The 25842-nt window shown below is 38.2% G+C and carries 29 protein-coding genes; 9 read left to right on the forward strand and 20 right to left on the reverse strand.

The features are described from left to right. Positions 1–7: 7 nt before the first annotated feature. The 9 genes from clpX to CYP64_RS09450 all read right to left on the reverse strand — a co-directional run bounded on the left by clpX (position 8) and on the right by CYP64_RS09450 (position 8450). Positions 8–1240 carry an ATP-dependent Clp protease ATP-binding subunit ClpX gene (gene clpX, locus CYP64_RS09410; protein WP_021090629.1) on the reverse strand — a complete coding sequence of 411 codons (1233 nt, stop codon included), beginning with the start codon at positions 1238–1240 and terminating at the stop codon, positions 8–10. Beyond that, positions 1240–2028, reverse strand: coding sequence for an acyl-ACP--UDP-N-acetylglucosamine O-acyltransferase (lpxA, locus tag CYP64_RS09415; RefSeq protein ID WP_084041622.1), 789 nt, complete (start codon positions 2026–2028; stop codon positions 1240–1242). The genes clpX and lpxA overlap by 1 nt, the downstream gene beginning before the upstream one ends. 21 nt (positions 2029–2049) lie before the next feature. Beyond that, positions 2050–2496 carry a 3-hydroxyacyl-ACP dehydratase FabZ gene (gene fabZ, locus CYP64_RS09420; RefSeq protein WP_021091063.1) on the reverse strand — a complete coding sequence of 149 codons (447 nt, stop codon included), beginning with the start codon at positions 2494–2496 and terminating at the stop codon, positions 2050–2052. A gap of 150 nt (positions 2497–2646) precedes the next feature. Further along, positions 2647–3720: an epoxyqueuosine reductase QueH gene (locus CYP64_RS09425; protein ID WP_103649546.1), complete on the reverse strand. Its 1074-nt coding sequence runs from the start codon at positions 3718–3720 to the stop codon at positions 2647–2649. A 26-nt stretch (positions 3721–3746) separates the two neighbouring features. Next, positions 3747–4496, reverse strand: a complete 750-nt coding sequence (locus CYP64_RS09430) for an ATP-binding cassette domain-containing protein (protein ID WP_103649547.1) — start codon at positions 4494–4496, stop codon at positions 3747–3749. Then, positions 4493–5173: an ATP-binding cassette domain-containing protein gene (locus CYP64_RS09435; protein ID WP_103649548.1), complete on the reverse strand. Its 681-nt coding sequence runs from the start codon at positions 5171–5173 to the stop codon at positions 4493–4495. The genes CYP64_RS09430 and CYP64_RS09435 overlap by 4 nt, the downstream gene beginning before the upstream one ends. Further along, positions 5170–5970 (reverse strand): ABC transporter permease, encoded by an 801-nt coding sequence (locus CYP64_RS09440; RefSeq protein ID WP_103640563.1) that lies wholly within the window; start codon positions 5968–5970, stop codon positions 5170–5172. Before CYP64_RS09440 ends, CYP64_RS09435 begins: the two co-directional genes overlap by 4 nt. Next, entirely contained in the window at positions 5967–6905 is a 939-nt protein-coding gene (locus CYP64_RS09445; RefSeq protein ID WP_103640564.1) for an ABC transporter permease, read from the reverse strand. Before CYP64_RS09445 ends, CYP64_RS09440 begins: the two co-directional genes overlap by 4 nt. A gap of 12 nt (positions 6906–6917) precedes the next feature. After that, on the reverse strand, positions 6918–8450 hold the full coding sequence (locus CYP64_RS09450; protein ID WP_103649549.1) for an ABC transporter substrate-binding protein: 1533 nt from the start codon (positions 8448–8450) through the stop codon (positions 6918–6920). 176 nt (positions 8451–8626) lie between these two features. On the opposite strand from CYP64_RS09450, the gene CYP64_RS09455 reads away from it, so the two are divergent. Then, the gene (locus CYP64_RS09455) at positions 8627–11941 is read left to right on the forward strand and encodes a DUF748 domain-containing protein (protein ID WP_103649550.1); all 3315 of its coding nucleotides are present in this window, start codon (positions 8627–8629) and stop codon (positions 11939–11941) included. Here the strand turns inward: CYP64_RS09455 and CYP64_RS09460 are convergent. Continuing rightward, the gene (locus CYP64_RS09460; RefSeq protein WP_103640567.1) at positions 11938–12342 is read right to left on the reverse strand and encodes a hypothetical protein; all 405 of its coding nucleotides are present in this window, start codon (positions 12340–12342) and stop codon (positions 11938–11940) included. The genes CYP64_RS09455 and CYP64_RS09460 overlap by 4 nt on opposite strands. Positions 12343–12458: 116 nt before the next feature. Between CYP64_RS09460 and CYP64_RS09465 the strand changes: the two genes are divergently transcribed. The 8 genes from CYP64_RS09465 to CYP64_RS09500 all read left to right on the forward strand — a co-directional run bounded on the left by CYP64_RS09465 (position 12459) and on the right by CYP64_RS09500 (position 17770). Further along, entirely contained in the window at positions 12459–12662 is a 204-nt protein-coding gene (locus CYP64_RS09465; protein ID WP_021090801.1) for a tautomerase family protein, read from the forward strand. Then, positions 12659–13156 (forward strand): thioredoxin-dependent thiol peroxidase, encoded by a 498-nt coding sequence (gene bcp / locus CYP64_RS09470; protein WP_103640568.1) that lies wholly within the window; start codon positions 12659–12661, stop codon positions 13154–13156. The genes CYP64_RS09465 and bcp overlap by 4 nt, the downstream gene beginning before the upstream one ends. 9 nt (positions 13157–13165) lie before the next feature. Continuing rightward, on the forward strand, positions 13166–13807 hold the full coding sequence (locus CYP64_RS09475; RefSeq protein ID WP_103649551.1) for a thiol:disulfide interchange protein DsbA/DsbL: 642 nt from the start codon (positions 13166–13168) through the stop codon (positions 13805–13807). Positions 13808–13911: 104 nt separating this feature from the next. Continuing rightward, positions 13912–14826, forward strand: a complete 915-nt coding sequence (locus CYP64_RS09480) for a branched-chain amino acid transaminase (RefSeq protein ID WP_054196075.1) — start codon at positions 13912–13914, stop codon at positions 14824–14826. A gap of 17 nt (positions 14827–14843) precedes the next feature. Beyond that, on the forward strand, positions 14844–15962 hold the full coding sequence (locus tag CYP64_RS09485) for a prohibitin family protein (protein WP_103618761.1): 1119 nt from the start codon (positions 14844–14846) through the stop codon (positions 15960–15962). Positions 15963–15964: 2 nt separating this feature from the next. Next, positions 15965–16699, forward strand: a complete 735-nt coding sequence (gene hisIE, locus CYP64_RS09490; RefSeq protein WP_103649552.1) for a bifunctional phosphoribosyl-AMP cyclohydrolase/phosphoribosyl-ATP diphosphatase HisIE — start codon at positions 15965–15967, stop codon at positions 16697–16699. Further along, positions 16689–17219, forward strand: coding sequence for a DUF2393 family protein (locus CYP64_RS09495; protein WP_103649553.1), 531 nt, complete (start codon positions 16689–16691; stop codon positions 17217–17219). Before hisIE ends, CYP64_RS09495 begins: the two co-directional genes overlap by 11 nt. Then, a complete protein-coding gene (locus CYP64_RS09500; protein WP_103649554.1) occupies positions 17219–17770 on the forward strand; it encodes a DUF2393 family protein in 552 nt (183 codons plus the stop codon). Before CYP64_RS09495 ends, CYP64_RS09500 begins: the two co-directional genes overlap by 1 nt. A 56-nt stretch (positions 17771–17826) precedes the next feature. Here the strand turns inward: CYP64_RS09500 and CYP64_RS09505 are convergent, their stop codons facing one another. The 10 genes from CYP64_RS09505 to CYP64_RS09550 all read right to left on the reverse strand — a co-directional run bounded on the left by CYP64_RS09505 (position 17827) and on the right by CYP64_RS09550 (position 25836). Next, a complete protein-coding gene (locus CYP64_RS09505; protein ID WP_103649555.1) occupies positions 17827–18489 on the reverse strand; it encodes a hypothetical protein in 663 nt (220 codons plus the stop codon). Beyond that, positions 18486–19823, reverse strand: a complete 1338-nt coding sequence (purF, locus tag CYP64_RS09510; protein ID WP_103649556.1) for an amidophosphoribosyltransferase — start codon at positions 19821–19823, stop codon at positions 18486–18488. The genes CYP64_RS09505 and purF overlap by 4 nt, the downstream gene beginning before the upstream one ends. Positions 19824–19832: 9 nt before the next feature. Next, complete coding sequence (locus CYP64_RS09515) at positions 19833–20141, reverse strand: DUF2314 domain-containing protein (protein WP_103649557.1); 309 nt, start codon at positions 20139–20141, stop codon at positions 19833–19835. Then, a complete protein-coding gene (gene dapB / locus CYP64_RS09520; protein ID WP_103649558.1) occupies positions 20134–20904 on the reverse strand; it encodes a 4-hydroxy-tetrahydrodipicolinate reductase in 771 nt (256 codons plus the stop codon). The genes CYP64_RS09515 and dapB overlap by 8 nt, the downstream gene beginning before the upstream one ends. A gap of 340 nt (positions 20905–21244) precedes the next feature. Further along, positions 21245–22183 (reverse strand): NAD(P)/FAD-dependent oxidoreductase, encoded by a 939-nt coding sequence (locus tag CYP64_RS09525; protein WP_103649559.1) that lies wholly within the window; start codon positions 22181–22183, stop codon positions 21245–21247. A gap of 9 nt (positions 22184–22192) precedes the next feature. Next, positions 22193–22639 (reverse strand): hypothetical protein, encoded by a 447-nt coding sequence (locus tag CYP64_RS09530; protein ID WP_103649560.1) that lies wholly within the window; start codon positions 22637–22639, stop codon positions 22193–22195. Next, complete coding sequence (trxA, locus tag CYP64_RS09535; RefSeq protein WP_012001054.1) at positions 22639–22953, reverse strand: thioredoxin; 315 nt, start codon at positions 22951–22953, stop codon at positions 22639–22641. The genes CYP64_RS09530 and trxA overlap by 1 nt, the downstream gene beginning before the upstream one ends. Positions 22954–23025: 72 nt before the next feature. Next, entirely contained in the window at positions 23026–23367 is a 342-nt protein-coding gene (locus CYP64_RS09540; RefSeq protein WP_103649561.1) for a YraN family protein, read from the reverse strand. 1 nt (position 23368) lies between these two features. Continuing rightward, positions 23369–24631, reverse strand: a complete 1263-nt coding sequence (locus tag CYP64_RS09545) for a homoserine dehydrogenase (protein WP_103641547.1) — start codon at positions 24629–24631, stop codon at positions 23369–23371. Continuing rightward, a complete protein-coding gene (locus CYP64_RS09550; protein ID WP_103641548.1) occupies positions 24628–25836 on the reverse strand; it encodes an LL-diaminopimelate aminotransferase in 1209 nt (402 codons plus the stop codon). The genes CYP64_RS09545 and CYP64_RS09550 overlap by 4 nt, the downstream gene beginning before the upstream one ends. Positions 25837–25842: the final 6 nt, after the last annotated feature.

The following is a 25842-nucleotide window of genomic DNA, read 5'->3' on the forward strand; positions in this document are numbered from 1 at the left end:
ATTTCCTTTACGCTATTTTCTTATCGTGCTTTATTAAAATTGGCTTTGCCTTATCTTTTACAGTCTCTTTTGAGATAACAATATCATATTCTTTTAACTCTGGTAGCTCATACATTATGTCTGTCATGAGCTCTTCCATTATACTTCTAAGCCCTCTAGCTCCGGTTTTTCTCTCAATAGCCAGACTTGCTATCTCTTCAAGTGCTTCATCATCAAATTTAAGCGTAGCACCATCAATCGCACAAAGCTTTTGATATTGTTTTAATATCGCATTTTTTGGCTCAGTTAAAATTTTTACCATATCTTCTTTTGTTATCTCATTTAGAGTAGCTACCACGTGAAGTCTGCCAATAAGCTCTGGGATGAGGCCATATCTTACAAGATCGTCTGGCTCAAGTAGGCTTAGTAAATTTTCTTTTTCGTTTTTGCCACGTTTTTCTTGGTTAAATCCAAGTACGTTTTTACCAACTCTTCTCTCGATGATATCAAGAAGTCCGTCAAATGCACCACCGCAAACAAATAAAATATTTGTCGTATCTATCTGGATGAAGTCTTGGTTTGGATGCTTTCTGCCACCTTTTGGTGGGATGTTCACGACGCTACCTTCGATGATCTTTAATAGTGCTTGCTGTACGCCTTCACCCGAAACGTCTCTTGTGATGCTTCTATTTTCACTCATTCTAGCGATCTTATCGATCTCATCTACAAAAACAATGCCCTGCTCCGCCTTTTTAACATCACCATTTGCAGCTTGCAAGAGCCTTGTAAGGATGTTTTCAACGTCCTCGCCGACATATCCAGCCTCAGTTAGGCTTGTCGCGTCACAAATCGCGATAGGCACGTCAAGAAATCTCGCCAAAGTCTGAGCCATCAATGTCTTGCCGCTACCAGTTGGACCAACAAGCAAGATGTTTGATTTTGAAATTTCGGTGTCGTCTTTTATGTCGCTTTGTTTAAAAATTCTCTTATAGTGGTTATATACGCCGACGCTAAAGACCTTTTTAGCCCTGTCTTGACCGATCACGTAGTTATCAAGTACCGCTTTTAACTCCTTTGGTGTGAGCTTTTGATACTCTATCGTTTCGTCATTTTTACTCTCTTCTACGCTAGTATCTCCATGTATCATATCGTATGCGGCTGCTATGCAGTACTCGCATATATAGGCATTTCCTTCGATATCAGCGAGTAATCTTCTCTCAGCAGACTCTGCCTCTCCACAAAAATTACACTTTCTAGCCATTAATCTCTTCCTTTTGCAAGCGGAATTCCTCTTGTCGTTTCTAATATAAATTTACACATTTTCTTTACGTTTTCGTCGCTGGTTTTTGCGATCAGCTCATTTGCTTGATCTTTTAAGCTTATGCCTTGATTAAACAAAAATTTATAAGCGCGAACCAGCTCCTCAACTTGCTCTTTGTCAAATCTGCGTCTAATGCCAACTAAATTTAAGCTTCTTATATATGCTCTGTTGCCCTCAGCTAGGCAAAATGGCACAACATCTTGACTAAGCGCGCTTGCACCTGCGATCATGCAGCTTTCACCCACTCTAACAAACTGATGAATTGGCGTAAGACCGCCCACAACAGCATAGTCGCCAAGCTCAACGTGACCTGCCAGGGTTGCGTTATTTGCCAAAATGACGTTGCTGCCTATTATACAGTCATGCGCGATGTGAGAATATGCCATGATAAAGGCATTATCACCGATCCTTGTTATACCATCGCCTTTGTGCGTGCCTGAGTTTATCGTGCAAAACTCACGTATAGTTGCGTGCTCTCCGATAATAACGCCGGTATCAATCTCATCTTTATAGCTGATATCTTGTGGGATGTCGCCTACGATCGCATAGCTAAATACACGAGAGTTATCGCCGATCTTGGTCTTGCCAAGCACCCTTGCGCCTTGTTTTATCGTGACGTTGTTGCCAAGGACCGCATCTTTACTTACAAATGCATAAGCCTCGATATTTGCGTCATCTCCAATGATCGCTCCATCTTCTATAACGGCTGTTTGGTGGATATTTTTCATTGTCTCTCTTTTTTTTAAAGCCTATTTATCTACTATCATCGCTTTTAGTTCAGCCTCAGCGCAAAGTGCGTCATCTACATATGCCTTACCTTCAAGCACCCAGATATTTCCCTTGTGCTTTAGCACATTTAGTCTATACTCTAGCCTATCTCCAGGACGGACTGGATGGCGAAATTTTGCTCCGTCTATGCTCATAAAATAGACTACTTTATTTTCAATGCCAGCTTGATGCTCGTCGCTCATACTCTTAAATGCTAGCACGCCGCCAGCTTGCGCCATGCCTTCGATTATCATTACGCCAGGATATATCGGATGGCCCGGGAAGTGCCCCTGAAATATCGGCTCACCAATGGTTACATTTTTGTAAGCTACGATATTCTTAGCTGGCTCTAGCTCGACAACTCTATCTATAAGTAAAAATGGAAATCTATGTGGGAGAATTTTTTGAATTTCTACGACGTCTATCACGTTTTAGCCTTAGTAATGTAAATTTGTGGCGATTGTAACAAATTTATACTAAGAAAAAAATTATTAGCCTCTTTTAAAAATCTCTAAATTTCGCCTTATGTGGCAAAAATTTAATTCACTGCTTTAAGATAAATTTTATAAACTCACCTTTTAGTCTAAAACCAAAATTTCTTCGCTATCGTTATAAAAAACAGCCTTTGCGTAAATTTCGTAGCTGCCCTTTTTGACCTCGTCTAAGATGACGATAGGATTTTGCGAAAATTCTCCGCTTATATCACGGCGAAATTTCAGCTCCTTACCAAGCTCAAGCGGTCTTTTGCAAAGCTCATCCACGCTTTTAAATTTGCTATTTGTAAATTTATTAAAGCGCTCTATGCCCATAAATATCGCGCCCTCTTTTAGTTCATCGTCCATCTCGCAGTCACGTTCTACGTTAAGCTTTAAATTTTCTCTTTTAAAACCAGAGTAAAGCACAAAGTAGCTCGGTGTCACATGACCTTCAAATTTTACATAAGCACGTAAAAGTCTATAGTTTAAAAATCGCCTCCTAAAAAGGTGAAATTTCTCTCCTCTCGCCTCGCACTCGCGCACCTTTTTATAAAGCTCAAGCCTCGCTTCTATGCTGCCATAAAGCGCCCTTGCGTGTAGTTCGCTCATTAGCTCACTTTGAGGTAAATTTTGCGAGTCCCTCTGTTTTTTTAGCGCAAAGACGCAACCACAGTAGTTTTGGTGATAGAGCTTGTCTTTTTTAGCGAGGATAAACTGCTCGCTTGTACCGCCATTTTTTCTATAATCAACTGCAACGGCCTCCAAATTTGAGCCAGCCACCGCCTCATCAAGCGCCTTTTTAAGCTGAGTAAAGTCCTTTTTTGGACTCATCAAAAGTGTCGTCGTTATCTTACTAAGACCTAGCTCAAGTGCCTTTTTAGCAGAGTCTTTCATACGAAAATCAAAACAGTATTCGCACCTTTTGCCCTTTTCTGGCTCATTTTCAAGCCCCTTTGTGCCACCAAGCCACGCTTCGTAGTCATACTCGCCGCATATTAGCTCGATGCCAAGCTTCTCGCAGCTTCGCTTCACGTCCTCAAAACGCAGTAAAAATTCGCTATACGGATGTATGTTTGGATCATAAAAATAGCCTACTATTCGTTCATTTGGATAGTCTTTTCGTAGGCGTCCTAAAAAGTAGTGGCTATCGACCGAGCAGCAGATGTGAACTATCAAATTTGACCTTTTTTGCTTGCATTATATCAAAGTTTACCGTCATAAAATTTAGCCGCGTCAATGTATTTTTTAAGGACATTTTGGCTTACTAGGTCATCAAATTTACCAAAAGCCATTTGATTGCCTGACTCGATTATAAGTACTTTTTGCGCTATCTTCATCGCACTTAAAATATCATGCGTTATGAAAATTATACTGATCTTTTCATCTAAGCTTAAAAGCAAATTTATGATCTTTTGCTTTATCGCATTGTCAAGCCCGCTTGTTATCTCGTCGCAGATTAAAATTTTTGGCTTTGAAAGAAGAGCTAGCAATATCCCAATCCTTGTCGCCTCGCCACCACTTAGCTGAGAGGGAAATTTCTCTAAAATTTCATCTTTTAAATTTAAATTTGCCAGAAGCTCTTTAAGCTCATTTTTGCTAAAGCTAAGCTTGAGATATGATCTCACGTGAGCGATAGCTGTTTTTACCTTAAGCGCTGGGTTTAGCGCTTGTTTTTGGTTTTGTAAGATATATCTGATATCTTTTTTGAGCTCATTTTTGTCCGTGATCTCCTCATCGTTTATATAAATTTTGCCCCCACTTTTTGGCTCACTGAATGATATGAGCTTTGCAAGTGTGCTTTTGCCACTGCCGCTTTGGCCCAAAATGGCTAAATTTTCGCCATCATCAAGCTCAAAATTTATCCCATTTAAAAGTTGTAAGGTTTCACTTTTTGCATTAAAATGCTCCTTAAAGCTTAAACTTTTTGAGACGTTTTCAAGCCTTATTTTCACACATTTCCCTTTAAATTTAGCCGCCCATCTCTCATCTGCCAAATCTCATCACTAAGATAGTTTGTCAGCGCCTCATCATGCGAGACAAAGATGACACTTATCTTGCCTTTTAGGCTCTCTAAGATGCCTGATACTTGGCCTCCGCTAATGCTATCAAGCCCACTTGTTATCTCGTCGCAGATTAAAATTTTTGGCTTCAGGCAAAGTGCCAGAGCTATCTGCACGCGGCTCGCCTCGCCACCACTTAGTTCGTATGAGTATTTGTGCCAGATGAGATTTGCATTACCCAGCCCAAACTCCCTAAAATAAGCAAATGCAAGCTCTTTATTTGATTTATTATCGCCGCCAAGATAGGCGTTGAAGTGATCGCCGACGTTTAAGAGCGGATGAAGGCTAGCAACGGAGTTTTGAAAGATGAGCGCGGCGACCTTTCTTCGGTGCTCTTTTAGCTCATTTTGGCTAAGTTTTAAGATATCTTTTTTATAAATGCTAAATTTATCTGCCCTCACTCTAAAATCATCATCAAAAAGCCTTATTAGGCTCTTTGCAAAGAGTGATTTACCACTGCCACTTGCACCTGTGATACCTATAAATTTACCCTCACTCATAGTAAAATCAAGCTCATGCAAAAGCTTCTTATCCTTATAAAAAACGTTTAAATTTTTAATCTCTATCATATTTTTATATTGCCATTTTTTGAATTTGATGTGATAATCGAGGTTGCGAGAATGAGCAAAAAGAGCGTCACGCCAGGGAAAAGCACCATCCACCAAGAGCCAAGGAAAAGTGCTTCTTTACTCTCATTTAGCATGATGCCAAGGCTTATCTTGTTCGCGTCGCTGCCCACGCCAAAAAAGCCAAGTGTGGCCTCCATGACGACTGCGTTTATCGCGTTTATGCCAAAGATACTAACTATTAGATGCTTTAAATTTGGCAAAATTTCAAAGCAGATCAGGCTAAATTTACCAGCTCCATTTATCACGGCTTGCTCGGCGTAGTCGCACTTTTTATTAAGTCTAAAATTTTGCATAAAAACTTTTGCGCCTTGCATAAAGGAGCAAATGGCGATGATAAAAGAGGTTATAAGCAGATCTCCGCTACTAAATGAGCTAAAAAGCATGATAAAAACGATGTTTGGGATACTTAAAAAGGCATCAAGTCCCTTATCAAAAAGGCTCTCGCAAACCCTGCTCTTGCTCGTGCCAAAATATGCATATATGAGTGAGAAAAGCGTCGTTAAAAAGCCAGCTAGCAGTAAGATAAGAAGCGAGTTTTTAAGCGCGTAGGCAACTCTTATGAGATTGTCCCTGCCTAGGATATCAGTGCCAAAGATGTGCTCGCTACTTGGGGCTAAATTTACCGCCATAAAGTCAGTAAAATTTGGCTCAAATTTAGAAAAAAATGGCGTCACAAAAGCAAATGTTACAAGCGCTAAAAAGACAAAACAGGCTAAGAAAAATATGACTTTTCTCATAAATTTCTTTTATCTGCCAAGATGGCGAAAATTTTAGCCAGTAAATTTGCAAAAACAACAAAAACAGCCGTTAGCAAAATGGTCGCAAGTGCGACTGGATAGTCTTTGGCGATCACCGCATCAAGGCTAAGCTTGCCTATGCCTGGAAATGAAAAAATGCTCTCGATGACGTATGATCCAGCAAAAACGCCGGCCACAAGGGTTGCAAAATAATAGACTATATCGGTGCTTGCGTGCTTTATGGCAAAGAGATAAATTTTGCCGCGCCCCAAACCTCTAGCGTGAGCTGTCTGGATAAAATCAGCGTTTAGGCTTTGATTTAGCCTGTCTCTTACAAATTTCACGTTTGCGCCAAGGTGTGGCAAAATGATGGCAAGCGTTGGCAAGATGATAAATTTAGCTCCGACGCCGCTAGATCCTAGTTCGTTTGCCCCAGAGCTTGGAAGCACGTTTAGATATACACTAAAGATCGCTATAAGCACGAGAGCTACGTAAAAATGCGGCAGTGAAGCCAGTAAAAATGAGCTAAAATTTATAAAGATATCGGCAAATTTATTCTTATAAATGGCGCTTAAAAATCCTAAGAAAAATGATAAAAAAACTATCAGAAAAAACGAAGCAAAAAATAAAATAAGCGAGTTTAAAAGCCTCTCTTTAATGAGCAAAAAAACGCTTGCCCCACTTACAAAGCTAGTGCCAAAATCCCCTGTCACAAAGTGAGTCAGCCATCTAAAATACTGCACAAAAAAGCCATCTTTTAGCCCCAAATTTTCTAAAATTTGCTCTTTTATAGCAACGCTTAGCGCTTCACTTCGCAAAAATATCGCGTCAGTGACATTGCCTGGCAAAAAATATATGAGCAAAAATAGAAAAAATGAGATGAAAAACAGTAATCCAAGGCTTGAGATCGCTGTTTTTAAAATGGCTCTAAACAAAGTTTTTATCCACTATTTTACTTGCCACTCTCTTATGTTCCATAAAAATCCAGCCCCATGGTGACCTAAAATTTGAGTCTTGATGCCTGAAATTTTATTGTTAAAGACGAGCGGATAGTCAAGATAGGCTATGAAAATATAAGGTGGATTTTCAAAAAGCGCTTTTAGAAATTCTTTGTAGTATTTTTTTCTAAGCTCCACATCCTTTGTATATCTTGCATTTTTTAGGGCAAGATCGACATTTGCGTCTTTGTAGTGGTTAAAATTCCAGCCATTTTCATTTATGCTCACATCGGCAAATCCACCAAAGATCCTATACGTGTGAAAATCTGGGTCAAACGGGCTTCCCCAGCCAATAATAAAGCTATCAACCTCGCTTATGCTAAAGGCTGTTCTTGGCTTTGCGTAGGCCTTGGCTCTCACGCCAAATTTATTTAGCTCACTGCTTAAAATTTTGGCTAGATTGACCCTTAAGATGTCGTTATTAAAGGCATAGATATCAAAGCCAAGCTCCTTGCCGTCTTTCTCGAAAAAGCCAGCCTTGTTTTTCTTAAAGCCACTCTTTTCAAGCAGCTCCCTAGCCTTTTGCAGATCGTAGCTAAATTTAAACTCGCCGTCGTTTGCAAAGCTTTTTTCTATTGGATTATTCGCCACACTTGCATATCCGTGAAATAAATTTTTAACTATCTCATCTTTATTTACCGCGTAGTTTAGGGCTATCCTTACATTTTTATCTTGAAAAAGAGGATCTTCAAAGTTAAACATCAGCGCTCTATAGTCCGCACTTTTAAACTTAAGCAGGCTAAGCTTTTTATCATCTTTTATGAAATTTACGCCAGTTGGAGAGATGAGTGCGACATCTATCTCGCCACTTTTAAGCCCAACGAGCCTTAAATTTTCATCACCAACAATTTTAAAAAATACCCTTTTTATCTTTGGCTCGCCCTTGTAAAATTTCTCATTTGCCACAAATTCCAAGCTCTCATCTTTTTTCCACTTTACAAGCTTGTATGCGCCAGTTCCTACTGGAGCCTCATTAAATTTATCGGTTGAGATATCTTTGCCCTTTAAAATGTGCTCAGGCAAAACACCAAAACTAAGTGCATCAAGAAATGGCGGAAACGGCTCATTAAGCGTAATCTTTACTTTGTAATCGCCTAAAATTTCAACGCTTTTTACGACTTCATAATTTGAGATAGCAGGCGCGTTTAGCTTCTTATCTTGAGCCGCTTCAATGGTAAATTTCACATCTTTTGAGCTAAATTTTACCCCGTCATGCCAAAAGGCATCATCTCTTAGCTCAAAAATATACTCCAACCCATCGTTGCTTACTTGCCAAGACTTCGCAAGCTCTGGCACGACATGGCTATTTTCATCGTGGCTTGTAAGGCCAGAGAAAACCAACGAAAGCGTAGGATCGTGATCCTCGTCGTAAAGTGGATTTATACGAGGTGTTTGCTCCTCGATAGCGACCACGACTTTGCTCTCGTTTGCGTAAAGGCAAACGCCAAATAACAAGAAAAATACGAATAAAATTCTCTTCATCACTGCATCCTTTGTTTAAAAAGTATTTGTGAAATGGTAATACGAATTTTATAAAAGTATTATTAACTAAAATGTAAATTTACGCGTCTAAAAATTTGGAAATTTCTAACTAGAATTTAACCTTATTTAAAGTAAAATCAAAGTTTATTTTAGATCACTTCAAGGTAAAAATTTAAATGAATAAAAATAAAAAAATAGCTCTAATTTCAGGCATAAGTTTAGTTTCACTTTTACTTATTTACACGCTTCTTGGCTTTTTTGGTGTTCCTTATGCTATCAAAAATATTGCTCCAAAGTATCTAAAAGACTACAACGCAACACTTTTTGTGAAAGAGGCTAAATTTAATCCATTTACTTTTGAGCTAAACGCTACAAATGCTGAGCTAAACAGCACTTCGCCACTTTTTAGCACAAAGCAAGTCGATGTCAAGCTAAAGCCATTTTCTATCTTTAAAAAATTAGTTGAAGTTGATATTTTTAGGCTTCAAGAGCCAAATGTCAAAATTTTACGAGATAAAAATTCAAAATTTAACTTTAGTAATTTTATAAGCGACGATAACGCAACTACCGAAGATAACAGTACTAGCTCTATAAATTTTGCCCTAAATAACGCAAAAATCATCAAAGGCTCATTTTCATATAGCGATCAAAACCTCACAAATCCATTTAACGTAAATTTTGACGATATAAACTACGAGCTAAGCTCGCTAAATACTAAGAAAAATAGTGCAGGCAGCCATATTTTTGACTCAAACTCAAGCCTAGCTCACAAGATCGATCTAAATGGCGAAATCAAGCTAAATCCACTAAAAATCGAGGGCAATATCAGCATAAAGGATTTTAGTATCGATCCAGTGGCGATTAGCTTTATCGATAACGACACACTAAATCTTAAAAATGCGGTCATAAATTTAGGAATAAATTACGCTTTAATTGCCGACGAGAACGCTACAAATATAAATTTAAAAGACAGCTTTTTAAATGTAAAATCACTAAATTTAAACGAGGCTGAAAATGAGATAAGCCTTGGGGAACTTGATCTGCCAAAATTTGACCTAGATAGCAAAATAGCCGACAAAACAGATGCTACCATAAATTTAAGCGCCATAAATTTAAACGATATTGCCTTTAAAAGTGCGGTATCAGCGAGCTTAAAAGAGCTAAATTTAAAAGATATCTCACTTCTTGCAAATTTAAACGCAAAGAGCGAACTGGACGCCAAAGCGGAGCTAAAAAATATAAGCGCAAGCAGCCTAAAGGTAGATGAGGTCAGTAAAAATTTAGCTACATTAAAAGACCTCAATGCTTCAAATTTAAAGGCAAATTTGCTAAATGAAAAGATCGAGCTTAGCCTTGAAAAAACTGCGCTTAGTGGCATAAATGCACCACTTAGCAAGGATGCGACCACAAACGTAACAAACATACAAATTTTAGGCACAAGTTTTACACAAGATAGCAACAAAAGTGAGGCTAGTGTTAATGAGCTTAATGCAAATGGCATAAATTTAAAAGCTAAAAACAAGGAAATTTTAAATGTGACAGAAGTCATTGCAAAGAGCATAGGCTTTGATATCTTAAAAACAGCTCTAAATATCGCTAGCATTGATGTAAATAAACCTAAATTTACTTCTGAGCTAAGTGATAATGGGCTAAGCGCCATAAACGAGCTAGGACTTGGCGAAGAAAAACCAACAAAAACAGCCAAAAAAGTATCAAAAGATGAGAAAAAAATGCAGAGCAAAGCTGCTTCAAAAATCAAAGATAGCGAGTTTAAATTTGATATAAAAAATATCAATGTAAATAACGCCGATATCGCTTTAATACACCTTTTTGAAGGCGAGAAGATCGCTCATAAATTTGATAATCTATTTATAAAAGTTGCGAATTTAAGTAGTGATTTTAGTAGGCCATTTGATACAAAAGTGGATATGAAAAGCTCACAAAAGCTAAACCTCAATGTAGACTCAAAGATCAAGATCAAGCCACTTGACGTAAATGCAAAAATCAAACTAAATGATACAAATTTGCCAAAGTATTTTGCCTACGCAAAGCCGTTTTTAGAAGCAAATCTTGCTAGTGGAGAAATGAGTGCTGATGCCGAGCTACACTACGCAAAAGATGCTAAAGCAAACGCAAAAATCAGTATAAAAAATATCGCCTTAAACGACAAAGACCACGAAAAGCTTTTTGCATTTAAAAGCTTGAATATAGATAAAATTTCATTTTTCAAAAACGACCTAGAACTATCTGGCGTAAGCTTAAACTCGCCTTTTATCAAAGCTCATCTAAGCAAAGAGCGAGAATTTAACCTAAGTAAAATCGTAAAAGAAGATAAAAGCAAAGCCCAAAGCGAGCAAAAAACTGAGAGTAAAAAAGCAGCCAGCAAAAAAGACGATGAACTAAATTTCAGTGTTAAAAATTTCTCACTTAACAACGGCGAGGTTGATTTCTCAGACGCATCTTTATTTATGCCATTTGCTACAAAAATTTCAAATCTAAATGGCAAGCTAACTGACATCGATAAAAAACGTCCAAGTTCGGGTGAGTTCAAAGGCACAGTTGGCAGAAATGGCTTTTCTCAGATTACAGCAAAATTATTTCCTTTTGAATTAAAGCAAAATACCGACATTAAGCTAGATTTTAAAGACATCGATCTAATCGACATAACACCATATAGCGGACAATTTTTGGGCTATAAAATAAAAAAAGGTAAGTTAAATTTAAATCTAAATTATAGCGTTGTTGATTCAAAACTAAATGGTTCAAATCTTATAAATTTTGACACACTCACACTTGGAGAAAAGGTCGATTCAAAAGATGCTGTAAATTTGCCACTTTCGCTTGCTATATCGATATTAAGCGATCAAAATAATCAAATAAATATTGACCTGCCAGTTGAAGGAAATTTAGACGATCCTGACTTTAAATATGGTGGCGTCATTTGGGCTGCTGTTAAAAAACTCTTTGCAGACATTACGTTAGCTCCGTTTAGATTTTTAGGTAATGCTCTAGGGCTTGGCAGCAAGGATCTTAGTTCTATTGATTTTCTTGCTGGAAGTAGCGAGCTAATAAGCTCAGAAGCACCAAAAATAGCTGATTTTATAAAATTAACTACTGCAAAGCCTATGATGAAACTTAGCATCACACCTACTTACTCCGAGATAGATGTGCTCTACTTTAAAGAAAAAAAGCTTGATCAAAAGATAAATCAAATAATCGCCTCAAGTGGCAAAGATTATATTACCGTGCTAAATTCTCTCGTTCCAAACGCTAAAGACAAAAGCGATAAAGCCTTAAGAGAAGAGGCAATAAAAGCTATCGAAGTGGATAAGGAAAAACTAGTTGAGCTAGCAAATGAGCGTGCAAATACAGTAAAAGAAGCACTCATAAAGGCTGGGCTTGAGACTGGCCGCATAAATATAAATGATGCAACAAGCTCAGAACCTAAGCAAAACACCTACACAAGCGTGCTTATGGGAGTAGCGAACTAAATTTCATTTATCTCGCTACTTCTTGCGTTGTAAACAAACCAGCTAAGAAGCATAAGCATCATAAATGCGCCAAAAACTAGGCTTGCGTAAAAATATAAGCTAAAGCCTTCGCCTAGTAAGTTTGCATTGTGAAGAGCGATCATAACGCCAGCAAGTGAAATTAAATAGCCAATTAGCTTGATGATGAAAATTTTAGGATTTACAAGGATCAGCAAAAGGCCGAAAAGTATGATGCCAAGGGCTATTTGTAAATTTGAAACGTCAGCTTGAGCGCTTGAACCAAATGTCAAAAAACCAAGCAAAAATATGACTAAAACCATCAAAACAGCATAAACTGCCCTGCTTCGTCCAAAGCCGTACATAAAGCAAACAAAGCCTTTGTTATGTTTGTTGTAGTCCATTTTTCGCTCCTATGTAACAAGTTTTTGTATTTTAATGCCAAATTCTTAAATAAAGGCTTTAATCTGAAATTTCACTCAATTTAGTTAATATTTCACATCTTAAAAAAGGAGTAAAAATGCCTTATGTTAATATCAAAATAGCAGGTCCAGAGCCGACAAAAGAACAAAAAGATCAAGTCTTTAAAGAGGTGACTGAGACGCTTGTAAGAGTACTTGGCAAGAAAAAAGAGGCGGTGATGATTTTCATAGAAACTCACGATGCTAGCAACATCGGCGTAGGTGGCGAAAGCGTAGAAGATAAGAGAAAGGGGATAAAATGAGCGAATTTAGTAAAGCAGATATTGAACGAAAAATAACACTTGAAGTTGGTGACAAGGCGCCAGAGTTTGAAGCACTAAATCAAGACGGTATAAAGGTCGCACTAAAGGACTTTATAGGCAAAAATGTGGTGCTTTACTTCTACCCAAAGGACAACACTCCGGGCTGCACAACTGAGGCTTGCGAATTTAGCGCAAACTACGATCAGTTCATCAAAAATGATACCGTCATCATCGGCGTTAACCCAGATAGCGTGAAATCACACGTTGGCTTTATAGCAAAGCAAAATTTAAAGCACATTCTATTAAGTGATGAGGATAAAGAAATTTCAAAGCTTTATGGCGTTTGGCAGGTCAAGAAAAACTACGGTAAAGAGTATCTTGGCATCGTTAGAAGCACCTTTGTGATCGGCAAAGACGGCAAGATCGCTAAAATTTACAAAAGCGTAAAAGCCAAAGACCACGCCGCAAAAGTGCTAGCTGATCTAGCAAAATAAGGAGCAAAGATGAAGCTTATAAAAATGCTAATTTTAAGTGCGTTTTTCGTGCTAAATTTATCAGCACTGACTGAAGGCGTGGAGTATCAAACTCTAGCAAAACCGCTTAATGTGCCTAAAAACTCAGTCGTCAAGGTCTTTAGCTATGACTGCCCTCACTGCTATAAATTTGACCGAACGATCACAAGAAAGCTGATGTCAAAGCTTGACGGGGTTAAATTTATCCCATATCACCTAAGCACCAAAGGCAAGCTTGGCGAGACAACAAGTAAAATTTTCGCCGCTCTTATATCGATAGATGAGGCAAATGGCACTGATCTACTAAGCGATGAGTCAAAATTTAAGCAAGCAAAATTTGCGATCTATAAAGCAAGACATGATGAAAAAGATGATTTTAGTGATGGCAAAGACAAAGAGAAATTTATAAATTTAGCCCTTAAAGCAGCTCACGTGAGCAAGGACGACTACGAAAAAGCACTAAATAGCGAAAGAGCAAAAGAGCTTTTAGACGCATGGTTCGCCTCTTATGATGTGGCAAGTATCAGCGGTGTGCCAGCTTTTGTAGTAAGCGGCAAATACTTAATAAACTTAAGCGCAGCTTCATCAATCGATGAGATGGCAAAGATCATACAAGAGCTTTTAGATAAGTAGTTTTGGCGGGTAATATCTGCAAATTTTGGTCTTAGAAATGTAAATTTAAAGCAATTTTAGATAAACTCAGACCAAAATTTCTAAGAAAAAAGAAAGGTTTAACAATGAATGCTTCAGAATTTATCTGGATGGATGGAAAACTAGTTAAATGGGACGATGCAAAAGTACACGTTCTAACTCACTCTTTGCACTACGCTAATGCCGTATTTGAAGGCACAAGAGCTTATAAAACAAAAAAAGGTCTAGCTATTTTTAGACTTCAAGATCACACAAAAAGGCTTTTAAGATCAGCAAAAATGACTGTTTTAAATGTACCTTATACCGAGGAAGAGCTTGAAAAAGCGCAAATAGAGCTTCTTCGTGCAAATAAATATAATGGCAATGTTTATATCCGCCCACTTATATTTTTAGGATACGGCGTAATGGGTGTAGCTCACACAAAAGCACCGGTGCAAACTGCTATCGCTTCATGGGAATGGGGTGCTTATCTTGGCGATGAAGGCCTAGAAAAAGGCATCAGAGTTAAAATTTCAAGCTTTGCCAAACTCGCACCTGCTGCTCAAATGAATAGAGCAAAAGCTAGCTCAAACTACCTAAGCTCACAAATGGCAAACTACGAGGCAAAAGAGGCTGGATACGACGAGGCGCTACTTCTTGATAGCGAAGGCTTTGTGGCTGAGGGTCCAGGCGAGTGCTTCTTTATCGTTGAAAATGGCGTTTTAATCACTCCTCCAAACGACAACAGCCTACTTAGCATCACTCAAGATACAGTCATAAGACTTGCTCACGATCTTGACATAGAAGTAAGAAGAGAGCGCATCACAAGAGATCAGGCTTACACAGCTGACGAGGCGTTTTTCACAGGCACAGCAGCTGAAGTAACACCGATAAATAGCATAGATAACCGCATCATTGGTAACGGCGCTAGAGGCGAAGTGACAAAGAGACTACAAAAAGCTTATTTTGACGTAGTTTATGGACTAAATAAAAAATATGAATCATTTTTAACATATATTTAAAAATTTAAAGGAACGAAATGCCCGCTGATTTAAACGATTATTTCAATAAAAAAAAGCCAGGTAATGACAACAGAGGCTCAGGTCAAAATAGCGACAAAGAGCCGCCTTTCAAAAAGGACTTTAAAATGCCAAATTTACCAAGTGGTTTTGGTAAATTTGGAGCACTTGCCTACATTGTAATTGCGATTATTGCTATTTTTGCTATCACTCAGCCATTTAAAGTGATTCACTCAGGCGAAGTTGGCATTAAGTCTACAGCAGGTAAATATGAACCAAATCCTTTGCAACCAGGCTTTCACTTCTTTTTACCTTTTATCCAAGATATCATCATCGTGGACACCAGAGTTAGGATCATAAACTATACTTCTGGCGAGGATATGGGCGAATCAATGCAAAAATCATATCAAGGCGTTGGCGCTGGAATTTTACGTAAAAATTCTATTTCAGTACTTGATGCTAGAAATTTACCAGTTAGCATTGATATTACTGTGCAATACCGTTTAAATCCAGAAAATGCCCCTCAAACTATTGCCTCTTGGGGTCTTAGCTGGGAGAGCAAGATAGTTGATCCTGTCGTTCGTGACGTGGTTCGCAGTATCGCTGGTAAATACACAGCAGAAGAGCTTCCAACAAAAAGAAACGATCTAGCAAGACAAATCGATGATGGCATAAGAAAAGATATCGACTCTCAGCCAAATAAGCCAGTTGAGCTTTTAACAGTGCAGCTTCGTGAGATCATCTTGCCTTCAAAGGTAAAAGAGCAAATTGAGCGCGTCCAAATCGCAAAACAAGAGGCTGAGAGAACAAAATACGAAGTAGAAAGAGCAAATCAAGAAGCCTTAAAACAAGCTGCACTTGCAGAAGGTACCGCTAAAGCTGCGATCATTGAAGCAAAAGGTAAGGCTGATGCCATTAAAATCGAGGCTGACGCAACCGCTTATGCAAATAAAGAGGTTGCAAAAAGTGTCGATCAAAATCTACTAAATTTAAAGCAGATCGAGACGCAAAACAAATTTAACGAGGCTCTAAAAGAAAACAAAGATGCTAAAATTTTCTTAACACCTGGTGGAGCTGTGCCAAATATCTGGTTAGATGCAAAAGATAAAGCAAGAGCTAGCTCAGTAAGCGAGAGGTAAAAATGAATAGCGTAACAAAAAGTATAGACTGGCAAAAGGTTGGTGGATTGCTTCCAGTAGTGGTTTGCGATCATGCCACAAACGAAGTTTTAATGCTTGCTTACATGAACGAAGAAGCATTAAATTTAAGTCTATCTAGCCGTTACGCTCACTACTTTTCACGCACCAAAAATAGAATTTGGAAAAAAGGCGAAGAAAGTGGCAATACTCAGGAGATAAAGGCTGCTTTTTTAGACTGCGACAACGATACTTTGCTTTTAAAGGTGATTCAAAACGGCGGCATAGCTTGTCACACTGGAGCAAGGTCGTGCTTTTTTAATGAAATAAATTTGCATGACGGCAAAATTTTAGATACAAAAGTTGAAGTCAAAAAAATAAATTATGGTATGCTTGATGAGCTTTACCATGTGATAGAAGATAGGAAGCTAAATGCTAACCCTGAAACTTCATATGTGGCAAGTCTTTTTAAAAAAGGCGAAAATCAAATTTTAAAGAAAGTTGGCGAAGAGGCTGGCGAATTTATAATGGCCGCAAAGGATCTTAGTTTCGCAGAAAACTCAAAGCAAAATGAGCAAAAAGCAAAAGATGATCTGATCTATGAAGCAGCCGACCTTTGCTTTCATGCACTTGTAGCACTTTCAGCCCATAATATCCATCCAGATGCTGTAAAAAACGAACTTGCAAGGCGTTTTGGTATGAGCGGCATTGAAGAGAAAAGATCGCGAGATGTTAAATAGCATTAAGCACAACTTGCTTTTTGTATTGCAAAATGCAAAGCTCATTGATTTTCTAACCTATGGCTGGATATTTTTAGCATTTATACTAATTGTGCTTTTAGGAATTTTTATCGCGATAAAGTCGTGGTGGCAGATAGGATTTTTATTTATTTTGGCTGGTTTTTTTGGACTTTTTGTAGGTAATTACTACGCGAACAAATATATAAATGAAAATTTAAGACCAGTTAGCATAAGCAAAATAACCACCAAGCAGCTTCAATATGTCGATGCGTTAATGGTCAATTTTAATATTACAAATAATTCAAATAATGCACTTAGTGTCTGTAAAATCGAGCTTAACTTCTATCTAAGCTCAAGGCAAAATACGAAAGATTTTTTTAACTCGCTTAATCCATTTGCTAGAAAAAGAATCATCTTAAACGAGGAATTTTTGCCAAAGCAAAGCATTGAAGTTAAAGAATTTGTCAATGATTTCGCATTTATAGACTACAATATCTCTAAAAAAGTGGAGTGTTTTTGATGAGCTCAGCATATTTTACGATCGTTCATATTATCGTTCTTTTTGCGATCGCTCTGCTTTCTATTTTGTTTCTTGTTCTTTCACTTAGAGCTGAGCGAAAGTTATTTTTATCACTATTTTTTACAAACATTCTAGTCTCAACCACACTTGCTGTTTTTTTAATGCTAGTGCTTGACAAATATACAAAAAAAGGCATGCTCGAAAATGTAAAAAGTGAGCGAATTTTACGAAATGAGAGTATTGTTTTTAAGGGGCAAGTGAGAAACATCGGTAAATTTACAATTAGCAACTGCACGCTGACAGTCAAACTAATCAACCAACCGCTAAATAAAAATGACCTTGGCGGCGAAGCATTTTTTAAGCCAAGTGGACTTTCATTTTTCTCATGGGTTCTTGGCACAGATAAGGAAGAGAGGCCAAATACAGTTGAATATAAATTTGATGTAGCCAAAAATTTACCAAAGCAAAAAAGCACACCATTTACCGTATATATGCCATATCCGCCTTACTTTAAAAATGGTATGAATATCACTAAGTTAAATTGCTACTAATGTCTCTAAATATGATTGGATGTATCAATACAATTAGAAATTTTTACTGCCAAATCCTAAAATGTGCAAAGTATATCAAGCAATCTACCTAGCTTTTGCATATCCTTTAAAAAAAGATCATTTGGCTTTTGCGTAAAATCCTTGGCCTCGTCAAGCATTTTTGGATCAGTGATGTTGTAGTCAAACTCTTTTTTTAATATCTTTGCGCCTTTTTTATAAAAGAAATTTGCTTCAATAAAGCTTGCAAAAAAGCTGTCATCTCTTAAATAATAGTTAGTAGCTGCCTTCACAAAGATAGGTTTTTGTACCAAAAATTCACTACAAACACCGTTTTTGGCGCTAAATTTGACACTTTCAAGCACATCTACCCTAATCTCGTAAAATCTGATCTCGTTAGCTTTTTTAAGAGCCAAAACATCGCTTACTTCATTTAAATTTATAGAAACGTTGTCCGCCTCAAGCACATTTATAAAACCTTTTGCAAGAGAGTAAGCTTTAGATGTTTTGTTTTGATTTATAAAATTTACCACACCAAAAAATGGCACACTAGCATTTTGTTCTATAAAATTTTGAACGGTTTTTATTTGCAGCTGCTGTTTTGCGCCATTTATCTCATAGTAGCTTACGTAAATAGAAATTTCATCTTTTTTGCTTGGATTCTTTTGTGAACAACCGCTAAAAAATAGCGCAACAAGCAAAAAAATGGCTAAATTTTTCACTTTATGAAATAGTCACCATCAAAGCTCACAAGCGAATATTTTCGCTCATTGCCGATACTTTCTTTAAGTTCGTCTATGCTTAAAAATTCTAAGCTATCTGCACCGATATATTCTCTTACTTCTTCTGCACTTTTTTTAGAGCTTATTAACTCTTCAAAACTTGGTGTATCAATACCATATCGCTCAGGGTATTTAAGCTCAGGACAAGCGACTCTAAAATGAATCTCTTTAGCACCCGCATGTCTTAAAAGATCAACCACCTTTTTTGAAGTAGTACCGCGAACTATACTATCATCGATAACAACGATGCTTTTACCTTTTAGAACCGATGACATCGGGTTAAGTTTTAGCTTAACCTTTAAATTTCTCATCTCTTGGCTTGGCTCGATGAAGGTTCTACCAACATAGTGGTTTCTGGTGATAGCTAGCTCAAAAGGGATCTTGCTCTCATTTGCATATCCAAGCGCTGCTGGTACTCCGCTATCTGGTACAGGTACGACAAAATCTGCTTTAATTTTGCTCTTCTTAGCTAGTACTTCACCCATTTTTTTTCTAACTTCATATACGCTTTTACCTTCTATCACGCTATCTGGACGTGCGAAATAGATATATTCAAATGCACAAATTCTAGGATCTGGATCATAAATTTGAATGCTTTGAAACTCACTTTTTCCATGTTCAAAAACTATCATCTCACCAGGTCTAATATCTCTTATAAAGCTAGCCCCCACAAGATCAAAAGCGCAAGTCTCGCTAGCTACGATATATCCACCATCTTTTAGCTTGCCAAGACTTAGTGGCCTAACACCCCAGCGATCTCTTATGGCAAAGGTTTTATGGCGTGATTGGATAAGCAGACAATAAGCGCCTTTTATCTTATCAAGTGCCGCGATAATACGGTCCTGCAAGTGTTTGCTATGGTTTCTTGCGATTAGATGTATGATATTTTCAGTATCCATATTTGTCTGAAATATCGCACCATCCTTAATAAGCTCATCTCTAACCTCATCTTTATTTACCAAATTTCCATTATGGACGATTGAAATTTGTCCCAAAGAGTAGTTAGCGGCTATTGGCTGGGCGTCACGACCTGAGTTTTTACCAGCCGTTGCATAGCGGTTGTGACCGATCGCCATATCGCCTTTTAGTGATTTTAAAATTTCTTCATTAAAAACCTCTGTAACTAGGCCATTACCCTTGTGAGTAGAAATTTCTCCGTCATCACAAACGCTAATACCACTTGCCTCTTGCCCACGATGCTGCATAGAAAATAACGCATAATAGGCAGTTTTTGCTGCATCTTTAGAATTTATAATACCAACTATTGCACACATTTTTTTCCTTTAGTTTTCATCATCTTTGTAAATTTCAAGAACATTTTTGTAGTTAAACTTGATCTCATCGCCAGCATTTAAACAGCCTTTTGTAAATGGCTCATTGTCTAAAATACCGGTAAATTCGCCGTTATTTGTCTCGCTAACGACCACCCACATGCGCTCAACCTGAGCAAACTCATCATCTTCAAATCTAAATATAAGCTTTACTATATCGCCAGTTCTTAAATTTTGGCGCTTTTGGCGCTCTGGCAGGTAGAATTTATTACCAAATTCTAGCCTATAGCTCTCTATATCATCAAGCTCAAATTTAATCATCAAGCCCTAAACTATCGTCTATCGAGTAAAGGCCACTATTTTGATCTTTTAGCCAAATGGCAGCCCTGATCGCACCCTTTGAAAAGGTTGCCCTACTCGTTGCGGTGTGATTTAGCTCGATAAATTCGCCGTCATTATAAAAGCCAACCGTGTGGCGACCGACTACATCGCCACCGCGAAGTGCCATGACTGCGATCTCGTCTTTGCTCCTAGCCCCTACCATACCGGCTCTACCAGTCACTAAAACATCTTTTAAATTTAAATCTCTTGCCTCAGCTACACTTCCTGCAAGTGTCATCGCTGTGCCACTTGGAGCGTCTTTTTTATGCCTGTGATGCTGTTCGACGATCTCTATGTCAAATTCTCTTAATGTTTTTGAAGCAATCCTTGCAAGACGGTTTAGTACAGCTACACCCAAACTCATATTTGTTGCGTAAAGAATAGGCATAGCCCCTGATGCTAGGTGGAGCAAATTTTTCTCGTCATCATCTAGGCCGGTCGTACCGATAACTAGTGGTTTTGGATTAGTTCTAGCGTAGTTCAGCAGTGCTACCGTAGCCTCTTTTTGACTAAAGTCGATTATTACATCACACGCTTCAAAAAATTTAGCAAAGTCGTTTGTCAGAAGTTCGCTATTTAAATTTTCAACTTGATTTTTTTGGCTAAAAGCGACACTTAAAAGTGCATTTTTCTCATCTCTTAAGCAAGAGATAATACTTTGAGCCATCTTTCCGCTAGCACCGTAAAGTCCTATTTTTACCAAAATTTATCCTTTGAATTTTGGTTGAAATTTAACATAAAATTTATTATAGGGAGATTACGAAACGGCTTTTGAAAAGAGCTACTTGTGGTTAGAATTTAATTAAAAATTAGCGTCGTGACAATTACTGCGATCAAAAAATGGCTATTAATAGTTATATGCCACGTATTTATCATTTTGTGCCAAAAATGCAGCTACATTATTTCTTAAAGTTATTTTATTAATGTAATTTTTGAAAAATTCTGATAAGCCTAAAAATCAAACATTTTTAAATATAAATTTTGCCAAAAAAGGTTTATTTTGAAAGAGAAATTTAGCCAAAAAATTTGGCTAAATTTTAGTATTAATGCAAGCTTTCTATGTAGCTCATAGCGCTTAGTGCTGCCACTGCGCCGTCACCTGCTGCGACAACTACTTGCTTTGGAGCGTCCTCTCTGATGTCGCCTGCTACAAAAAGACCTTTTAGGCTAGTTTGCATCTTGAGGTTTGTTTTGACCTGTCCGCCATCAGTCATTTCGCAGATAAATTTGCCGTTTTCATCTTTTAAAATTTCGTTATTTACATTTAGTCCGACAAAGGTGAAAATGCCCGGCACATCAAGCACGCGCTCGCCATTTTTAGTATCAAGCACGATCTTTGTTAGACCCGTATTATCGCCAAGTGCCTCTTTTATAGTTGCACTTGTTACAAACTCGATCTTTTCATTTTTTCTAGCTTTTTCAACGGTTGTTGGCGCTGCTCTAAACTCGTCGCGTCTATGCACAAGATAAACTTTTGAGCAGATATTTGCTAGGTAAAGTGCCTCTTCAACAGCCGTATCGCCACCGCCAAGGACGGCTACCTCTTTGTTTTTGTAAAAGAAGCCATCGCAAGTTGCGCATGTGCTAACGCCCTTGCCAAAAAACTCATCCTCGCCTTTAAATCCAGCACGTCTTGGGGTTGAGCCAGTAGCAACTATGACCGCTTTTGCCTGCTCGCTTTTGCCGCCTTCAAGCAAAATCTCAAAACTGCCGTCGCTATTTTTTCTAACACCAACGACATTTGCCCACTTATGAACTAGCCCAAATGCGCTGCACTGCTTCCACCAAGTACTCATGAAGTCAAAGCCGCTCTCGCCAGGGGCTTTTTGGCCTGGGTAGTTTTCTATCTCTGAGCTAGAGGTGATCTGACCGCCAGGCTCGCCTTTTTCAAACATTACAACATTTTTTAGTCCGCCTCTAGTGGCGTAAAGTCCGGCGCTTAGTCCTGCTGGACCGCCTCCGATGATCGCTAAATCAAGCATAAATTTCCTTTATTCTAAAACATTTATGGGCGAATTTTGTTTATAAATTTCGCCCCTTTGATGAACTATCTCAACACTGCTCGGTAGCTTTGTGATGCTCAAATTTCGCATCAGCTCTAGGACTGTATTTATATCCGAGCTTATGTATTTTAGTGTTGAGTTTGACTCATATCTTCTTTGAAAGATATCGATCGCCACAACTGCTTCATTTTTGGTTGGTAAAATTTCGTCTAATTTTGATTGATTTGAACTGAAGATTAAAAGCGTGTATTTTGGCTCTTTTGGAGTGAAAATTTCGCTTTTTTCGTAAAAAACTAGCTTCGCAAAATCAACAAATTTATATTGTGAAAAACGATAGTTACTATACGCAAATGCAGCTGCTATCATAGCTGCACCAAAAAATGAACCAAATATATAGGTAAGAGGAAGCAGACTTCCTCTTCTTTTTTCGCTCATTAAAGAAGCGAATTTAGTTTGTCAGTTAGGGCTTGTTTTGACTGTGCACCGACCATTTGCTCAACTAGCTCGCCATTTTTGAAAAATAGCAATGTTGGGATCGATCTGATGCCAAACTCAACCGCAAGATCTTGCACTTCGTCAGTATTTACCTTGCAAATTTTTGCTTTACCGTCAAAGTCTTCAGCAAGTTCTTCGATCACTGGAGCTAGCATACGGCAAGGTCCGCACCATGGAGCCCAAAAGTCTACTAAAGCAACGCCTTCTTTTGTAACATCAAAATTTTCTTTTGTAAGTTCGATGTATTTTCCCATTTTTTCTCCTTATTTTTAAAATGTGGCAATTATACAAATTAAATTTAAATTTTATCTAAATAATAAATTTTATTATAAACTAATATTTTCTATCAGTTCTAATTTTTCATTTTTTATGACGAGTAAATCGACTTGGAAATCTCTATTTGGCTCATTTTTCATCATATAAAAATTTATAGTTTTTAAAATTTTTATATATTTTGTCTTATTTAGTCTATACTCTGCCTCATATTCTCCGCTAGTTGATTTTACCTCTATGAAGTGCAAAATTTTATCACTACTTAGTGCAATAATGTCGATCTCGCCAAATTTAGAGTGAAAATTTCTCTCTAAAATGACAAAACCAAGTTTTTGTAAAAATTCACACGCCCTATCTTCTGAGCTTTTGCCAAAGAGATACTCTTTTAGCCCCAAGCTACTCCTCGATCCTCATCATAAATGGCTCTTCTTTTATATACTCTTGCTCTTTTAAAATTTCAATTGTCCTTCTTACATCAGCCTCAAGACTCGTATGTGTCGTAAAAAACAATACCGCAAATTCGCTCTCATCTTTTGGTTTTTGAAGTATGCTATCGATCGATAAGTTATTTTCGCTCATTAAATTTGTGATCTTTGCTAGCACACCCATTTTATCTTCGACTTTTAATCTAAAGTAATACTTTGTCTTTATCCTATCGCGGTCAAGTAGCTCAAGCGTATTTAATTCAAACGGCGCTTTATATCCAAGCATCGGCGACTTACTATCTCTTGCGATGTCGATAAGATCGCTGATCACCGCGCTTGCCGTTGCATCGCCACCAGCTCCAGGCCCATAGTACATCGTCTCGCCAACGACCTCGCCAACGACGCTGATCGCATTTGTCACACCGCTTGCCTTTGCTATCATTTTATTTTGCGGCACAAGTGCTGGATGTACACGTAGTTCGATTTTACCCTCACTTTTTTTGGCGATAGCTAGAAGTTTTATTGAGTATTCGAAATCTTTTGCGAAAAATATATCCTCAGGTGTAATACCTTGTATTCCTTCTATCAAGATATCCTCTGGGTCGCCGTGCACGCCGTATGCGATGCTTGCTAAGATAAGTAGCTTATGAGCCGCATCAAAGCCTCCCACGTCAAAAGTAGGATCAGCCTCAGCGTATCCGAGCTCTTGCGCCTTTTTAAGTGCGTCTTTAAAATTTGAGCCCTCGTCCATCATCGAGGTTAGGATAAAGTTACTAGTTCCGTTTAGTATGCCATTTATACTAACGATATGGTTTGCGCTTAAGCCTTCCCTTAAGGCTCTAATGATCGGCACGCCACCAGCCACACTTGCTTCAAAGCCAAATGGTATATTTTTAGCTAAATTTTGCAAAGCATATCTGTGATAGGCCAGAAGTGCTTTGTTTGCAGTCACGACTGCTTTTTTTCGCTTTAAAATTTCACTCACAACCCTAAAAGGCTCTTCAACTCCGCCCATAAGCTCGACAAAAACGTCGATATCATCGCGGTTTATAACGCTATTTATATCGTCAGTCAAAGGGATGCCAACGTCTCTTTTTTTATTTAAATTTCTGACCACTCCGATGACTGGCACTATCTCCTCGCCACTTCTTGCTGCGATTAGCTTTTTGTTTTTTAGCAAAATTTTAGCAACTGACTCGCCAACGGTTCCAACGCCCAATATCGCTACATTCATTCAAATTCTTTCAAATATTTTTTTATATTTCTTGCTGCTTGTCTTATTCTATTTTCGTTTTCGATAAGAGCTAGACGTACATAGTCGTTTCCACCCTCGCCAAAACCAATACCAGGGCTAACTGCAACTGACGCCTTTGTAAGAAGCTGCTTTGAAAACTCAAGGCTGCCCAGATGGCTAACCTTTGGCGGAAGTTTCGCCCAGATAAACATACTTGAGCTTGGTTTTTTAAGCTCCCAACCAGCCTGAGCAAAGGCCTCTATCATCACATCTCTTCTTTTTTCATAAATTTGGCGTATCTCTTCAACGCAGCTTTGATCGCCATCAAGTGCAACTGTGGCAGCCACCTGGATCGGCGTAAACATACCGTAATCAACCCATGATTTTATCTTTTTAAGTGCTGCGCAAAGTCTTTTATTTCCACACATAAAGCCAACTCTCCAGCCAGCCATATTGTAGCTTTTTGAAAGTGTATAGCACTCGACAGCAACGTCTTTTGCGCCATCGGCCTCAAAGATACTTGGCGTTTTGTAACCATCAAATGTAAGATCAGCGTAGGCGATGTCAGAGATGACGTAAAATCTCTCTTGTTTTGCGATGCTTACAAGGCGCTCGTAAAAGCTCTTTTGCACTGTCACGGTCGTTGGATTGTGAGGGAAATTTACAACTACGTATTTTGGTTTTGGTGAGCTTGCGTGTATGGTTTGGATCAAATTTTCAAAAAATTTATTCTCATCTAACTCAAATTTATCATTATAGTGAAGTGGCATCTTTGCGACACTTCCGCCAGCAAATAAAAACGCTTGCGTGTGTATCGGATAAGCAGGATCAGGCACGATAGCCACATCGCCTGGGTTTATCACGGCTTGAGCTAGGTGAACAAAACCCTCTTTACTACCCATCGTGGCGACTGCTTCGGTATCTGGGTCTAAATTTACGCCGTATTTTCTCTTATACCAGTTGCAAATGGCAAGGCGGAGCTTGTAAATTCCAGCACTGGCTGAGTAACCGTGAGTCTTGTCCTTTTGCGCGCTTTCACATAGTTTATCGACAATGTGCTGTGGCGTTCTGCCCTCAGGATTACCCATAGAAAAGTCTATGACGTCCTCGCCAGCTCTTCGTGCAGCCATTTTTATTGCATTTACTTCGGCAAAAACGTAGTTTGGCAAACGCTCAATTGTATTAAATCTTATCTCATCAAACACTGCTTA

Source organism: Campylobacter concisus, from assembly GCF_002913945.1.
Taxonomy (GTDB): domain Bacteria; phylum Campylobacterota; class Campylobacteria; order Campylobacterales; family Campylobacteraceae; genus Campylobacter_A; species Campylobacter_A concisus_P.

Bases quoted from the DNA above. Each gene is read 5' to 3' on its own strand.
- purF (WP_103649556.1), bottom strand. From the start codon at position 19,823: ATGTGTGCAATAGTTGGTATTATAAATTCTAAAGATGCAGCAAAAACT.
- trxA (WP_012001054.1), bottom strand. From the start codon at position 22,953: ATGGGAAAATACATCGAACTTACAAAAGAAAATTTTGATGTTACAAAA.
- CYP64_RS09515 (WP_103649557.1), bottom strand. From the start codon at position 20,141: ATGATTAAATTTGAGCTTGATGATATAGAGAGCTATAGGCTAGAATTT.
- CYP64_RS09530 (WP_103649560.1), bottom strand. From the start codon at position 22,639: ATGAGCGAAAAAAGAAGAGGAAGTCTGCTTCCTCTTACCTATATATTT.
- lpxA (WP_084041622.1), bottom strand. From the start codon at position 2,028: ATGAAAAATATCCACCAAACAGCCGTTATAGAAGATGGAGCGATCATT.
- CYP64_RS09495 (WP_103649553.1), top strand. From the start codon at position 16,689: ATGTTAAATAGCATTAAGCACAACTTGCTTTTTGTATTGCAAAATGCA.
- CYP64_RS09435 (WP_103649548.1), bottom strand. From the start codon at position 5,173: ATGATAGAGATTAAAAATTTAAACGTTTTTTATAAGGATAAGAAGCTT.
- CYP64_RS09455 (WP_103649550.1), top strand. From the start codon at position 8,627: ATGAATAAAAATAAAAAAATAGCTCTAATTTCAGGCATAAGTTTAGTT.
- CYP64_RS09480 (WP_054196075.1), top strand. From the start codon at position 13,912: ATGAATGCTTCAGAATTTATCTGGATGGATGGAAAACTAGTTAAATGG.
- bcp (WP_103640568.1), top strand. From the start codon at position 12,659: ATGAGCGAATTTAGTAAAGCAGATATTGAACGAAAAATAACACTTGAA.
- CYP64_RS09545 (WP_103641547.1), bottom strand. From the start codon at position 24,631: ATGAATGTAGCGATATTGGGCGTTGGAACCGTTGGCGAGTCAGTTGCT.
- CYP64_RS09465 (WP_021090801.1), top strand. From the start codon at position 12,459: ATGCCTTATGTTAATATCAAAATAGCAGGTCCAGAGCCGACAAAAGAA.
- CYP64_RS09460 (WP_103640567.1), bottom strand. From the start codon at position 12,342: ATGGACTACAACAAACATAACAAAGGCTTTGTTTGCTTTATGTACGGC.
- CYP64_RS09475 (WP_103649551.1), top strand. From the start codon at position 13,166: ATGAAGCTTATAAAAATGCTAATTTTAAGTGCGTTTTTCGTGCTAAAT.
- CYP64_RS09440 (WP_103640563.1), bottom strand. From the start codon at position 5,970: ATGAGAAAAGTCATATTTTTCTTAGCCTGTTTTGTCTTTTTAGCGCTT.
- CYP64_RS09450 (WP_103649549.1), bottom strand. From the start codon at position 8,450: ATGAAGAGAATTTTATTCGTATTTTTCTTGTTATTTGGCGTTTGCCTT.
- hisIE (WP_103649552.1), top strand. From the start codon at position 15,965: ATGAATAGCGTAACAAAAAGTATAGACTGGCAAAAGGTTGGTGGATTG.
- CYP64_RS09500 (WP_103649554.1), top strand. From the start codon at position 17,219: ATGAGCTCAGCATATTTTACGATCGTTCATATTATCGTTCTTTTTGCG.
- clpX (WP_021090629.1), bottom strand. From the start codon at position 1,240: ATGGCTAGAAAGTGTAATTTTTGTGGAGAGGCAGAGTCTGCTGAGAGA.
- CYP64_RS09525 (WP_103649559.1), bottom strand. From the start codon at position 22,183: ATGCTTGATTTAGCGATCATCGGAGGCGGTCCAGCAGGACTAAGCGCC.
- CYP64_RS09485 (WP_103618761.1), top strand. From the start codon at position 14,844: ATGCCCGCTGATTTAAACGATTATTTCAATAAAAAAAAGCCAGGTAAT.